9 protein-coding genes and 1 pseudogene are annotated in these 13,937 nt (G+C 67.0%); all 10 read left to right on the top strand.

Annotated features, from left to right (window positions below; all coding sequences use genetic code 11):
- Nucleotides 1–262: 262 nt before the first annotated feature.
- The 10 genes and pseudogenes from G5C50_RS29875 to G5C50_RS29830 all read left to right on the top strand — a co-directional run bounded on the left by G5C50_RS29875 (nt 263) and on the right by G5C50_RS29830 (nt 13,895).
- Entirely contained in the window at nt 263–3,082 is a 2,820-nt protein-coding gene (locus G5C50_RS29875) for a discoidin domain-containing protein (RefSeq protein ID WP_165075148.1), read from the top strand.
- Between the two features lie 83 nt (nt 3,083–3,165).
- The gene (solA, locus tag G5C50_RS29870) at nt 3,166–4,296 is read left to right on the top strand and encodes an N-methyl-L-tryptophan oxidase (RefSeq protein WP_165075145.1); all 1,131 of its coding nucleotides are present in this window, start codon (nt 3,166–3,168) and stop codon (nt 4,294–4,296) included.
- Nucleotides 4,297–4,314: 18 nt separating this feature from the next.
- Nucleotides 4,315–5,088 (top strand): DUF4058 family protein, encoded by a 774-nt coding sequence (locus tag G5C50_RS29865; protein ID WP_165075142.1) that lies wholly within the window; start codon nt 4,315–4,317, stop codon nt 5,086–5,088.
- A gap of 18 nt (nt 5,089–5,106) precedes the next feature.
- On the top strand, nt 5,107–7,266 hold the full coding sequence (locus G5C50_RS29860; RefSeq protein WP_165075139.1) for an alpha/beta hydrolase family protein: 2,160 nt from the start codon (nt 5,107–5,109) through the stop codon (nt 7,264–7,266).
- An 87-nt stretch (nt 7,267–7,353) separates the two neighbouring features.
- On the top strand, nt 7,354–8,364 hold the full coding sequence (gene ahr / locus G5C50_RS29855; RefSeq protein WP_165075137.1) for an NADPH-dependent aldehyde reductase Ahr: 1,011 nt from the start codon (nt 7,354–7,356) through the stop codon (nt 8,362–8,364).
- 153 nt (nt 8,365–8,517) lie between these two features.
- Nucleotides 8,518–9,888 carry a histidine--tRNA ligase gene (hisS, locus tag G5C50_RS29850; RefSeq protein ID WP_165075134.1) on the top strand — a complete coding sequence of 457 codons (1,371 nt, stop codon included), beginning with the start codon at nt 8,518–8,520 and terminating at the stop codon, nt 9,886–9,888.
- The gene (locus G5C50_RS29845; RefSeq protein WP_165075131.1) at nt 9,885–11,423 is read left to right on the top strand and encodes an ATP phosphoribosyltransferase regulatory subunit; all 1,539 of its coding nucleotides are present in this window, start codon (nt 9,885–9,887) and stop codon (nt 11,421–11,423) included. The genes hisS and G5C50_RS29845 overlap by 4 nt, the downstream gene beginning before the upstream one ends.
- Nucleotides 11,420–12,472: an ATP phosphoribosyltransferase gene (hisG, locus tag G5C50_RS29840; protein WP_165075128.1), complete on the top strand. Its 1,053-nt coding sequence runs from the start codon at nt 11,420–11,422 to the stop codon at nt 12,470–12,472. Before G5C50_RS29845 ends, hisG begins: the two co-directional genes overlap by 4 nt.
- 30 nt (nt 12,473–12,502) lie before the next feature.
- Nucleotides 12,503–12,835: pseudogene (locus tag G5C50_RS33350) on the top strand (response regulator); the annotation flags it as partial.
- Nucleotides 12,836–12,899: 64 nt separating this feature from the next.
- Complete coding sequence (locus G5C50_RS29830; RefSeq protein WP_165075126.1) at nt 12,900–13,895, top strand: 2-hydroxyacid dehydrogenase; 996 nt, start codon at nt 12,900–12,902, stop codon at nt 13,893–13,895.
- Nucleotides 13,896–13,937: the final 42 nt, after the last annotated feature.

Raw genomic sequence — 13,937 nt, 5'->3', positions numbered from 1 at the left:
TAGGAATGCAATCACTCGCTGTCAATTGAGCGCCGGGCCTCCCTTCGGATTCCTCCCGACTCCTCAGCGCGACTCTCCGGATCGGCCGGTCGTCGCGACTTTTTTCGTTGTGCGTCCGACCTCCTCATGAGACTTGCGGCAATTCCGACAATCGAGGAATCGGCTGCTATATTCCCCGTAGGAGACCTCTCGGTGCAAGGAGACGTGCGAGTCCTCGGCACTTCGAACGGAAACACCACCCCGAGCACGAGGCCGACCTACCATGTCTCAACGTCGCGGCTCCGCACGCCTGCACGGGCCACTCGCACTGGAAACCCGCGAGTTGCTGACGACCCTGATCGCCATCGTCGACTCAGGCGTCGACCTGACGGATACGACGGTCGTCCCGTACCTGGACCTGACGTCGGCCTATGACGCCTACAACAAGACCACTTACGCCGCGTCCGGGGCTTCGGCGATCCTCGACACAAGCCTGACGCACGGGCATGGGTCGGTCGTGGCGAATATGACGGTCCAGGGGATCGCAGCGGCCGCGGCAGCGCTGGGGAAGACGCCCGACGTCAAGATCATGCCGATCCGGGATACGTCGTCCGGGTTGAACATCGACGCCAACGCCCTGATCCGAGGCGTCTACTGGGCCGCCGACCACGGCGCATCGGTCATCAACCTGAGCGTCAACCTGACGTACAACCCGTCGTTGACGGACGCCTCCAGCCCGTACAACGGCAAGACGCTCGTCGACGCGATCGGTTACGCCGAAACGAAGGGTGCTGTGGTCGTCACCGCGCCGGGGAATTCGGCCAAGAACATCGACGGTTCGGTCCTCTTCCCCCCCTACGCCGACGACCCGGTCTACTCGACCACTCGGCCGACCCCCACCAACGTTCTGGTCGCGGCGGCCGTCGATTCCAGCGGGAACCTGACTTCCGTCTCCAACTGGGGGCCCGTCCACGTCGATCTGGGGGCGTACGCCGGTCCCGAAGGCTTCACATCGTACTCCTCCGCCTATGCGGCCGGGGTCGCCGGCGTGATCGACTCGCTGATGCCGTCGGGGACGACGCCGAGCCAGGTGATCGACGTCCTGGATTCCACCGTGACGCTCAAGTCGCAGAGCGTCGGAACGTGGTCGGTCACGGGGGGCGTACTGAATCCGGCGGCGGCGGTGGCCAGGGCCCAGAAGACGATCGCCGCCGCGTCCGGCGGGTTCGTCGTCGACGCGGGCGGCTCGACCGACTCCTACTATCAGGGGGGAACGGCCGTCACCACCACGTCGGTCGTCAACGTCAGCAGCCTGGAGTCGCCCCCGCCGTCGAGCGTCTTCCAGACTTCCCGCCAGGGTTCGGCCTTCTCCTACAAGGTCACGAACCTCACCCCCGGCTCGTCCTACCACGTCCGCCTGGATTTCTCGGAGACTCAGGTCGTCGCGGCGAACCAACGGCTCTTCGACGTGCTGGTCAACGGCGTCACGCAGATCTCGGCCCTCGACGTCTTCGCCGTCGCCGGCGGCCAGAACCGAGCGGTCGGCCGCGACCTGGTCGTCCAGGCGGACTCCTCCGGGACGATCACGATCGCCTTCAAGGCCCTGAAGGGGAACGCCTCCGTCAACGCGATCGAGATCACGCCGAACTCGAACCTCGCAGCCCTCAAGCCGACGACGTCCTCCTCGATCGAATCGTGGTCGTACAACCCGGCGCTGGCCGTCGACTACTCCTCGGCCTCACGCTGGTCGAGCGGGCAGTGGATGCAGTCGACGTCCACCGGGTGGTATTCCGTCGACCTCCAGGACTTCTTCCACGTCACGGGCGTCCGCCTCAACTGGGAGACCGCCTACGCCGTCGACTACCAGATCCAGACGAGCGACGACGGGACCAACTGGACCACGATCAAAACCGTCTCCGGCAACCAATCGGCCGGAGTCGTGGACCTCTCCAACCTGTCGGGCGACGGCCGCTTCATCCGGGTCTACGCCACAAAGACGAGCGCCGGCTCCAACAACTACTCGCTCTACGATTTCCAGGTCTTCGGCTCGCGCGAGACCGACCTGGCGCAGGGGAAGACGGCCACGGCATCGTCGTCGGAGTCGTCGTCCCTCAACCCCTCGGGCGCGTTCGACAACGACGCCTCGACGCGATGGTCCAGCGGTCAGTGGATGCAGAGCGGCTCGACCGCCTGGCTGTCGGTCGACCTCGGCGCGGTCTCGGCGATCAACGACGTCCGGCTGAACTGGGAGGCCGCCTACGCGGCGAACTATCAGATCCAGTCGAGCGTCGACGGCAAGACCTGGACCACGCTTGCCTCGGTGACGGGGAACAATTCGTCGGCGCCGTCCTTCTTCTCGAACCTGAACGGAATCGGCCGATACGTCCGAATTCTCTGCACCGCCACGGGACCGATCAACAACAACTATTCTCTTTACGATTTCAACGTCTACGGCCAGACGCTCTCCAACCTGACCACCGGCGCGGTCGCCACCTCGTCCACCAACGAGAGCAACTTTTACGCCCCCTCGATGGCGATCGACCCCAGCCTGGCGACGCGATGGTCCAGCGGCCAGTGGATGCAGTCCAGCCAGACCGGCTGGATCGCCTTCGACCTCGGCGCGAAGTACAACTTGAACACCATGGTCCTGAACTGGGAGGCCGCGTACGCGGTCGACTACCAGATCCAGGTCAGCGACGACGGGACGAACTGGACCACGATCCGCTCCGTGACCGGCAACGCCCAGGCGGGCGTCGACGTCCAGGGAGGGCTTTTGGGGGCGGGCCGTTACGTGCGGATCTACTGCACGAAGGAAAACGCGACCAAGAACTACTCGCTCTACGACGTCCAGATTTACGGAACGCCGACGACCTCCTCGACCACCTCCTCGATCGCCGCGGCCCCGCTCGCCACCGCTCCGATGGTTGCGACGACCTCCGACGTGACGGCTTCGGCGAGCCCCGCGCCTTCGTCGTCGCCGGCGTCGGCTCGGCCTTTGGTCCGGAGCGCGGTCGCTTCGGCCACGTTCGCCAATCGACCGCCGCGGCCGATGATCGCCTCGGCCACGCCGGTCCGGGCTTCGCGGCCGGGGCTGAGGACCTGAGGGCGATTGAATCGGCCGTCGCGAGGGCGTAGGCTGTCGGTTCATCGAACCGCCCGCCGAACACCCTCGCGAGTCCGGCCGTCATGGAGCATCTCGTCGCGAAAAACGTGGTGGTGGGCGCTGGGGCCGTGGGAGCGGCGACCGCCTATCACCTGGCCCGCCGCGGAGAGCCCGTCCTGCTGATCGAGCAGTTCGGGCTGGGCCATGCGCGGGGGAGTTCGCACGGCGCGGCCAGGATCATCCGCCATTCGTACGCCGATCCGGTTTACGCTGGGCTCATGCCCCGCGCGTTCCGCGCCTGGCGAGAACTTGAGGCGGAGGCCGGCCGCTCGTTCTTCATCCGGACTGGGGGCGTTTCCTTCAGCCCACCGGGCGTCGGGTACGTCGACAAGGTCGCGGCCAACCTCGCCGACCTCGATGTGCCGCACCGTATGATGACCGGCGACGCCTGGAACACGGCGCAACCGGAGTTCTCTCTCCCGGCTGATTACGAAGTGGTCTTCGAACCCGACGCCGGCATGCTCGCGGCCGCGAAGGCGATCGAGGCCGAGATCGAGCTGGCCCGCCGCAGCCCCGGCACCCAGATCCTTACCGAGACGATCGTTCGTCGCATCGACCTCGAAGGCGATCGGCCGGCGATCGTCACGGGTTCGCAGACGATCGAGGCCGAGCGATTGATCCTGACGGCCGGATCCTGGACCGGACGGCTCGTCCCCGAACTGGCATCGACGCTCCAGCCGACGCGTCAGCAGGTCCTCTACTTCCGACCGTCCAACCCCGGGCCGTTCCAGGTCGGCCGGTTCCCGACGTTCATCCACATGGGCCCCTCGCCGGACGAGGCCTTCTACGGCATGCCCGACTTCCTCGGCTCGGGCGTGAAGGCCGCGCGTCACGGCGGCCCGCCGACCGACCCGGATGAGAACGTCGCGACCATCGACGACGATTACGTCGCCCTGATCCGCGGGTACCTCTCCCGGCACCTGCCGATCCTCGCCAACGCCGAAGTGGTCGCCGCCGAGACCTGCCTGTACACGGTCGCCCCCGAGGAGCGATTCCTCGTCGACGCCCACCCCGCCCGCCCCGACGTCCTCGTCGCCAGCCCCTGCAGCGGCCACGGCTTCAAGTTCTCCATCCTCGTCGGCCGCCTCCTCGCCGACCTGGCGACCGGCGTCCCGGTCGACCCCGCATTCGACGCGTGGAAAAGCATCTGGTAATTCCCCCGGAGCAAGCCCATGCCTTCGCCATTCCCGGGGATGAACCCCTACCTCGAACGCGACGTCTCGTGGCACGACTTCCATGAGCGGTTCCTGATCCTGGGCGCGGGTATCATCGGCGCTCAGATCCGGCCCGACTACATCGTCCGGGTCGACGACCACATCTTCGTCCAGGAAACGACGGATGAATCCCGCCGATCGATCGGCAGACCCGACCTGACGGTGATTCCGACGACTCGCCAGGCGAGCGAACTCCCAGCCGACGTCGCCGTGCTGGAGGCCCCAACGCGTATCCGCGTGCATCCTCTCGACGTGACCCGCGAGGTCTATCTCAACATCATCGACCGTCATTCACGTGAGGTCGTGACGGTCGTCGAACTCCTCAGCCCCGCGAACAAGCGGAAGAGTGGACCGGATCGCGTGCAGTATCTCGCCAAACGCGACGCCGTCATCGCCTCGCAGGCGAACCTCGTCGAGATCGACCTGCTGCGCGGCGGCGAGCCGATGCCCGACGACCTTCGACCGCCTTGCTCGTACTCAATCGTCGTCAGTCGACCGGAAGAGCGGCTCAATTCCGGCTTCTGGCCGCTGCGACTCTCCGATCCGCTCCCGGTCATCCCGATTCCGCTCCGCCGTCCCCGCCCCGACGCCTCGCTCGATCTGCAGGCTCTCCTGCACCGCGTCTACGATGAGGCGGGCTATGAATACTACGTCTATGACGGCCCTCCCCAACCACCGCTCACCTCCGATGAAGCCGCCTGGGCTGAATCGTTCCTTCCAAAGCCTTCCTGACGACCCCGGAGCAGATCCATGCCGAGCCGAACCGTCCTGACGACGCTCGCCGCAGCGTTGCTCGCCTCCTGCGAGTTCGCCGTAATCGCTGAGGAACCGATCCCCGCTGGGATGAAGGCGTTCTTCAAGGCCGAGGTCGATCGCATCGCCGCTCATCCGTTGGGCGACGCGCAATCGGCCGAGGACTGGAAGGCGAAGCGGCCCGAGGCCCAGCGGCGGATGCGCGAGATGCTTGGGCTGGATCCGATGCCGCCCCGGACCGACCTGAAGGCTGAGATCCGGGGCACCGTCGAGGCCCCCGATTTCGTCGTCGAGCGGCTGGTGTTCCAGTCCTCGCCAGGGCTTTACGTCACGGCGAACCTGTTCCGGCCAAAGGTCGTCGAGAAACCCTTGCCGGCGATCGTCTACGTCTGCGGCCACGGTAAGGAGGAGAAGGACGGCGTCATCTTCGGCAACAAGACGCATTACCAGCATCACGCCGCCTGGTACGCCGCCAACGGTTACGTCTGCCTGGTGCTGGACACGCTCCAGCTCGGCGAGGTCCCGGGGCTTCACCACGGGACGCATCATTTGAACATGTGGTGGTGGCAGTCGCGCGGATACACACCGGCGGGCGTCGAGGTCTGGAATGGGATCCGGGCGATCGACTACCTCTGCTCGCGGCCCGAAGTCGACGCCGACCGGATCGGCGTGACCGGTCGTTCAGGCGGCGGGGCGATGTCGTGGTACCTCGGCGCGGTCGACGACCGGCTCAAGGTGGTCGTCGCTGTCGCCGGCATCACCGACCTGCAGGACCACGTCGTCGCCGGCAACCCGAAAGTCGCCTATCCCGAGGGGGTCGTGGACGGCCATTGCGACTGCATGTATTTTGTAAACACATACCGTTGGGATTACACGATGCTCGCCGCGCTCGTCGCCCCCAAGGCGCTGCTCGTCGAGAACAATGACGTCGACCCGATCTTCCCCGAGGTCGGGGTAAGGCGAATCTACGGCACACTGGAGAAGGTCTACGACTGGTACGGGACCCGTGAACGTCTCGACATCGTGATCGGCAAGGGAGGCCACGCCGACACGCCGGAGCTTCGCCATCCTGAGTTCGCCTGGTTCGAGCGCTGGTTCAAGGGGCGCTCGGCGCAGAGCCTCGACAAGATCCAGGAGCCGGACCGCAAGCTGCCTCTCGCCTCTTTAAAAGTCCTCGACCCCAAGGCCCCTCTCCCCGCCAACGCGAATGACACGATACACGAATCGTTCATCCCCCGGTCCGGTGAACCTCCGATCCCGGAAACCGACGCCGATTGGAAGGCGATCAAGGCCCGTTGGCGATCGCAGGCGGCGGAGCAGGTCTTCGCGAGAACGTCGGCACCATTTGGGACGACCGTCACGTTCCCGTTTGCGGCTTTGAATGAGGCACGGAAAGGAATTCTGAAAGACGACATCACCCTTGCAGGCGTCGGAGTCTCGGCATTCGACGTCTGGTTGACGGACCGCCCTGATCTTCGGTCGCGAGTCTGGGTGTTTCACAAACCAGGAGGACGGCCGCATGACGGAGACCTTGAGCTTCTCGTCATGGGATCGAAGGAGTGGAGCAAGTACGAGGGCCTGATCGAAATCTTCGAAGCCGAAAAGGGCGACCCCTCGTCTCACCCGAGATTCGCGGAGCTGAAACGTCGCATCGATGCCGGCGAGTCGATCGGCCTGCTCGCCCCGATCGGCGTGGGACGCACCGCCTGGCCGAAGTCGAAGGATCTCACAATTCGCCGCCGCCTCGCCTTGCTCGGGCTGACCCTCGACGGCCTGCGCGTCGACGACGTCCAGAACGCCGTAATCTTCCTGACAGGGTGGCATAACTCCCCCCTCCGGCTGAAGGCGTCCGGGGAGATGGCCCCCATCGCACTTTGGGCGGCCATTCTCGATAACGATGAAGGCAAACCTCAGGGATCCAAGGTTCGGCGACTCTTGCTCGAAAATCCGCCGGCCACCGTCCAGGACGGCCCCGCGTTCCTCAACCTCGACCGTATTCTGGACATGCCCCAGGCCGTCGCCCTGATGTACCCCGTCGACGTCTGCATCGAGGGCTCGCCCGAGGCCTACTGGGCCTGGCCGCGAGACCTGTCGGAGCGCTTAGGCTCCAAGAAGCCGTGGCCCGAGATCATTCCAACCTCGACGGAACGTCCTTGATCGCCCATCGGTTTGCGGGGCTCGATTTCCCGTCGATCGTACAATTCGCCCGAAACATCGCGGAACTCCAAACGTCCGAGGAGACGAATGATGAGCGATCAAGCCTGGGTTGCGCAATCGGCGAAGTCGAAGTTGACGCTGGAATCGGTCGACCTTGGACCGATCGGCGATGAGGAGGTGGAGGTCCAGGTCGAGCATTGCGGGCTCTGCCATTCGGACCTCTCGGTACTGAACAACGACTGGGGCGTCTCGCAATTCCCGGCGATCCTCGGACACGAGGTCGTCGGCCGCGTGACGGCGGTCGGGAGCGCCGCCAAAGGGGTGACGGTCGGCCAACGAGTCGGCGTCGGCTGGTCGGCGTCCAGTTGCATGTACTGCCGGCAGTGCCTCTCCGGCGACCAGCACCTCTGCGCGAGCCTCGTGCCCACGATCATCGGCCATCGCGGCGGGTTCGCGACTCACGTCCGATCGCACTGGGCCTGGACCGTCCCCCTGCCGGAGGGCCTGGCATACCAGGACGCCGGCCCCCTGCTCTGCGGCGGGATCACGGTGTTCAACCCCTTGCACGACCATGCGGTCCCCACCAGCCGAGTCGGCGTCGTGGGGATCGGCGGGCTTGGGCATATGGCTGTGAAATTCGCCCACGCCTACGGCTGCGACGTGACGGCCTTCACCTCGAGCCCGAGCAAATTCGACGAGGCCCGGAGCTTCGGGGCGAATCACGTCGCCTCCAGCAGCGACTCGGCGGACCTCAAAAAGCTATCCGGCTCAATCGACCTGCTGATCGTGACGGTCAACGCGCGTCTGGATTGGGAGGCCCTGCTCGGGACCCTCGCCCCGAGAGGCCGGATGCACATCGTCGGCGCAGTGCCGGAGCCGATCCCGGTACCGGTGTTCGCACTCCTCTTCAAGCAGGCGAGCCTCTCATCCTCCCCCACCGGCTCGCCCGTCGACATGGCGACGATGCTCGATTTCGCCGCCAGGCACGGCGTAACCCCCCAGAACGAGCACATGCCCATGAGCCAGATCAACGAGGCCTTCGATCGGCTCAGGGCCGGCAAGGCCCGCTACCGCATCGTCCTCGACGCCGACTTCTGAACCGATGCGCCCTCCCCGCGCGATTGCCGGGGCGGGCCTCGTTCTGCTAGGCTGGTTGTCCGCAAAATCGCCGATTGTTCGTATCACGAGACGAGCGCGGTCCGTCCCGGCCGATGGGTCGAGGCGGGAAGCCGCGACAGGGTTAAGAAGCCGATGATCGACCCCCGGGTGGCCAGCGGGCTGAGAGACCTGCTTCCCGCCGTCATGATCCCCCGCGAGCGGATCCTCAAGTCCTTCCGAGAGACCTTCGCCTCATTCGGCTTCGTGCCGATCGAGACGCCCCATATCGAGCGCATGGAGGTCCTCACGGGCAAGGGGGCTGGCTCGGACGAGGTCCTGCGCCAGATCTTCGACGTCACCAACAAGGGGGGGACGCCCGGGGAACTCGCCCTGCGGTTCGACCTGACCGTCCCCCTGGCCCGGTTCATTGCCAAGCACATGGACGAGGTCGGCGTGCCGTTCAAGCGGTACGCCATCGGCTCCGTCTTCCGGGGCGAGCGTCCCGCCAAGGGGCGGTTCCGCGAGTTCGTCCAGTGCGACTTCGACACCATCGGCGTCGACAGCCGCCTGGCCGACGCCGAGACGGCCCAGATCATCTACTCCGCCCTCACTGCGGCCGACGTCCCGCCGTTCACGATCACGCTCAACAACCGCAAGATCCTCGACGGTATGCTGGAATCGGTCGACCTCGCGGGCAAGTCCGGGCTCGTGCTGCGGTCGCTCGACAAGCTCGCCAAGATCGGCCGCGACGGCGTCGCCGCCGAGCTGGAGCGTCCGGCCGACGTCGGCGGCGCGGGGCTGACGGCCGACCAGACGACCCGCATCCTCGACTTCGCCGAAACCGGCCGCGGCTCCGGCGAGGTGCTCGACGCCGCCGAGGCCCGCCTGGGCGCCAACGAAAAAGCCGCCCAGGGAATCGCCGACCTCCGCGCCGTGCTCGACCTGCTCGAAGCCGGCGGCGTCCCCAGGGAACGCACGGCGATCGACCTCGGCCTGGCCCGCGGGCTCGACTACTACACGGGCGTCGTCTTCGAGACGACCGTCATCGGCTGGGAGCGGTTCGGCAGCGTCGCCTCAGGCGGGCGCTACGACGACCTCGCGAGCCTCTTCACCGCCCGTCGACTCCCCGGCGTCGGGGCCTCGATCGGTCTCGACCGGCTCTTGGCCCTGATGGAGGAAGCGGGCGCCCTCAAGAAGTCGGCGGCGACGGCCCCCGTCCTGATCGCCAACTTTCCGGGTGTGCCGTCGACCGTCCCCGTCCGGCTCGCGGGCGTTCTCCGCAAGGCGGGGATCGGCTGCGAGGTCTATCCGGAACCGCTTCAGGTCGGCAAACAGATGGGCTACGGCTCCAGCCACGGCCACAAGCTGGCCGTGATCGTCGGCCCGGAAGAAATGAAGGCCGAGACCTTCAACCTCCGAGACCTGGAAACCCGGCACGAGGACAAGGGACTCGCCTGGTCCGTCCTGGAGGACTCGATCCGAGGCGCCCTTGAGGTCATCGAGCAGCGGGGAGCCTCGTCATGACCGTCCTCCGCACCCCCGCCGACCCCGCTACCGCTCCCGAGCGTCACGTCGGCCAGGTCCGCGGCACCCGCGACTGGCTTCAGGCCGACTACGCCCGGCTGCTGGGATATGAACGAACCCTCCTCGACTGCTTCGCCCGCGCAGGCTACCGGCCGGCGCGGACCTCCGTCCTGGAGTTGTCCGACCTCCACGAGCGCAAAAGCGGCGCCGGCATCGTGGGCAAGTTGTTCGAGGTCTCCGGCGCGGGGACTGCCGGCATCTGCCTGCGTCCCGAGCTGACCGCCGGCCTGGTGCGGGCCTACGTTGAGGCCCCCCAGCCGCCGTCGCTCCCATGGCGAGCCAGTGTCTCCGGCCCGGTCTTCCGATTCCAGGCGACCGGCAAGGGGCTCGACCGCGAGTTCATCCAGACGGGCGTCGAACTCATCGGCGCGGGTGGACCCGCCGCCGACGCCGAGATCATCTGGCTGGCCGACTGGTCGCTCCGGGCCCTCGGCGTCGCCGAACCGAAGATCCGCGTGGGCCACGTCGGCCTGATCCTGGAATTGCTCGGCGGCGCGGGGCTCCCTCCCGCCGCAACTGCGGCTCTGATCGAGTCGCTGAGCGAGGCCGCCAGCGAGGGCAAAGGGGTCCGGACCCTGGAAGACGCCCTTGATCGCCTCACCGACTGGCTCGGTGCCCGCGAAACCGACGAGGCCGAATCGGCGACGTCGCGGACGAGTTCCGACCCGGCCGTCGACCGCCTCTTCAGGCACCTGGTGCCGGACGTCACGGGCCGTCGGTCGGAGGCCGAGATCGTCGCCCGGCTCCGCAACAAGTGGGCGCTGGAGCACTCGCTGCACGACGCTCTTGGAAACGTCCGAGACCTCGTCCACGGCCTGGCCGACCTCCGCGGTCCTGCGGCGGACGTCCTGGTCAAGCTCGACCGCGACTTCGCCGCCAGCGCGCCGGAGTCGGTCGCGGCGATCAAGAATCTGACGGAGATGCTCGAACGCCAGGGGATCGACCTGAAACGAGTCGAGCTGGACCTGGGGTTCGGTCGTGGGATCGGGTTCTACACGCAGATGATCTTTGAGCTTTCCGTCCCCACGCCCGAAGGGCCCGTCGAGGTTTGCGGCGGCGGCCGATACGACGGCCTGGCCCGCGTTCTGGGCGGCCGCGACCGCGACGACCGCGGGGCCGGCTTCGCCTTCGGGCTGGAGCGGCTCGATCAGGTCCTCGGCGGTCGCGAGACCGCGGACAAAACCTCACAGGGGTTCCTCGTGACGGGCGACGGCCGCGGTCTGGGCCGCGAGGCCGTCGCGCTGGCCGCCTTCCTGCGTGAACGCACCGCCTTCCCCGTGGTCGTCGCCGACCTGGCCATCGAGCCGGCCGTGGACTACGCCCGGGATCTCGGACTGAACCGGATCGTCGCCGCCGGCGCGGACGTCGAGGTCTGGGACCTGGATCACGGCGACGTCCGTTCCGTCCGCGAAGGGGAGCTAATCGACCAGATCCGGAGCCGCCTCTCGCTGCTGGCCCGGGGAGACGCCCGATGACCGCTGAAATCATCGACCCCATCCGCCTGGCGATCCCCTCCAAGGGGCACCTCTACGAGGGGATCGTCGACATCCTCAAGACGGCCGGATACAAGGTCCGGCGCGCCAGCGACCGCCAGTATGAGGCGACCATCGCCGGCCAGCCGCGGTTCCACGTCGTCTTCATGAGGCCCACGGACATCGTCCTTCAGGTCCAGGAAGGCCGCTGCCACCTGGGCGTCACGGGGATGGACGTTTACGCCGAGCATGCCTTCGAGGCCCAGGAAGCCGCCGTCGTCGTCCCCGACCTGGGCTACGGCGGCTGCCGGCTGGTCGTCGCCGTGCCCGAAAGCTGGGTGGACGTCGGCCACGTCATGGACCTCGTCGACCTCACCGCCGAGTTCAAGGCGGCGGGCAAGACGTTCCGGGTCTCCACCAAGTACCCCGCGCTCGTGCGGCAGTACTTCCGCAAGTGGGGCATTTACTACTACCAGTTGATCGATTCCGAGGGGGCGCTCGAGCTGCACCCGAGCCTGGGCATCGCCGACATCATCGTCGACCTGACCAGCTCCGGCGTCACGCTGAAGGACAACCGCCTGCGAGAGATCGCCGGCGGGATCGTCCTGGACTCGGCCTCATGCCTGATCGGCCACGCGCCGAGCCTCGCGAAGCTGGTCGAGGAAGGCGAGACCGGACCGCTGGCCCTCCTGCTCGACGCGATGGACGGCGTGAAGCGCTCCGAAGGGCTCTTGCACCTGGAAGTCGTGGGCGCCCCCGCCGCGCCGGGACGTGAAACGGCCGCCGCGGTCGCCGACTACCTCCGGAGCCAGGGCGCCCAGCACATCGCCCGGGGCGAGGTCTGGGATGAAACCGGCGGCCCCGGTTGGCGCGTCACCGCGTTGGTGGCCGCCAAGAAGCTCACCGCCTGCCAGCGGGCGCTCTTCGACCTGGGCGCCAGCCGGGTCGTCGGGCTCCCCGCTCAGTTCGTCTTCGACCGCAACGCCCCGTCGACCTTCGACGACCTTCGGGAAAAGCTTGGCGCCCCACTTGCGGAGGGTGCTCGAAGCTGACATAAACACCCGGATGGAACGGAGGCCGACATGAGACCGACCCGCGTGCTGATCGTCGACGACAACCGGGACGCGGCCGACATGGCGGTGATGCTCCTGACCGTCGAGGGCTGTCAGGCCGAGGCGGTCTACGACGGGCTGGAGGCGGTCAAGGCCGACCGCCGGTTCCGGCCCGACGTGGTTCTGCTCGACCTGAAGCTCCCCGGCCTGGACGGCTTCAAGCTGGCCGAGACACTGAGCGTAGAGGAGCCGCCGCCGTACCTGATCGCGACGTCGGGCCATTCCGAAGACCACGTCGGCGATCGAGCGCGAGCCTCGGGCTGCTCACGATTCCTTCACAAGCCGGTCGACATCGACGCCCTGCTCGCAATCGTCCGCGGGATCCCCGCACGCGAGCCCTGCCCCGACCCGTCCCGGAGCCGCCGTCATGCGAGTCGCCGTCTTCAGCACCAAGCCCTACGATCAGGAGTTCCTCGACGCCGCCGCCAAGGGGACGAGTCACGAGCTTCACTACTTCGACACCCGCCTGACCACCGACACCGCGCCGCTGGCGAAAGGATCGGACGCGGTCTGCATCTTCGTGAACGACCAGGCCGACGCGTCAGCACTGAGGATCCTCGCCGCCGAGGGCGTGAAACTGATCGCCTGCCGTTGCGCCGGGTTCAACCAGGTCGACCTCGACGCCGCCCACGCACACGGGATGACCGTCGTCCGGGTGCCGGCCTACTCGCCGCACGCCGTCGCCGAGCACGCCGTCGGGCTGCTGTTGGCCCTCAACCGCCACATCCCCCGCGCCTACAACCGCGTCCGGGACGGCAACTTCCAGCTCGACGGCCTGATGGGCTTCGACCTCTTCAACAAGACGGTCGGGATCGTCGGCACGGGGAAGATCGGGGCGCTGGTGGCGAAGATCCTCCACGGCTTCGGCTGCCGGATCCTCGCGTTCGACTCATACATCAACCCAGACTGCACGGCGATCGGCGTTCGCTACGTCGATCTCGACGAACTGCTGGCCGAGTCCGACGTCGTCAGCCTCCACTGCCCGCTGACGCCCGAGACGAACAAGCTCATCAACGAGAAGACCCTGGCGAAGATGAAGCCGGGCGCAATGCTGGTCAACACCAGCCGGGGCGACGTCATCGACACCGGGGCCGTCGTCGACGCCCTGAAGTCGGGAAGGCTCGGCTACCTGGCGCTCGACGTGTACGAGGAAGAAGAGCACTACTTCTTCGAGGACTTCTCCAGCCGCGTCATCGAGGACGACGTCCTCGCCCGCCTGCTGACGTTCCCCAACGTCCTCATCACCGGCCACCAGGCGTTCTTCACCGCAGAGGCGATCGGCAACATCGCCTCCACGGTGATCGCCAGCTTCACGAACTTCGAGAAGGGCCTGCCGCTGCCGAACAAGGTGGAGAAGGGCTGACCTTGCCGTTGAATGGCCCAGCACGTGGTCCCCTCTCCCGCC

Origin of the sequence: Paludisphaera rhizosphaerae (assembly GCF_011065895.1) — a bacterium.
GTDB lineage: Bacteria > Planctomycetota > Planctomycetia > Isosphaerales > Isosphaeraceae > Paludisphaera > Paludisphaera rhizosphaerae.
This window is presented reverse-complemented; position numbering and strand designations above follow the sequence as displayed.

Excerpts from the sequence above, each read along its gene's own strand:
- hisG (WP_165075128.1), top strand. The coding sequence starts at position 11,420 with ATGACCGCTGAAATCATCGACCCCATCCGCCTGGCGATCCCCTCCAAG.
- G5C50_RS29860 (WP_165075139.1), top strand. The coding sequence starts at position 5,107 with ATGCCGAGCCGAACCGTCCTGACGACGCTCGCCGCAGCGTTGCTCGCC.
- ahr (WP_165075137.1), top strand. The coding sequence starts at position 7,354 with ATGATGAGCGATCAAGCCTGGGTTGCGCAATCGGCGAAGTCGAAGTTG.
- G5C50_RS29875 (WP_165075148.1), top strand. The coding sequence starts at position 263 with ATGTCTCAACGTCGCGGCTCCGCACGCCTGCACGGGCCACTCGCACTG.
- G5C50_RS29830 (WP_165075126.1), top strand. The coding sequence starts at position 12,900 with ATGCGAGTCGCCGTCTTCAGCACCAAGCCCTACGATCAGGAGTTCCTC.
- G5C50_RS29865 (WP_165075142.1), top strand. The coding sequence starts at position 4,315 with ATGCCTTCGCCATTCCCGGGGATGAACCCCTACCTCGAACGCGACGTC.
- G5C50_RS29845 (WP_165075131.1), top strand. The coding sequence starts at position 9,885 with ATGACCGTCCTCCGCACCCCCGCCGACCCCGCTACCGCTCCCGAGCGT.
- solA (WP_165075145.1), top strand. The coding sequence starts at position 3,166 with ATGGAGCATCTCGTCGCGAAAAACGTGGTGGTGGGCGCTGGGGCCGTG.
- hisS (WP_165075134.1), top strand. The coding sequence starts at position 8,518 with ATGATCGACCCCCGGGTGGCCAGCGGGCTGAGAGACCTGCTTCCCGCC.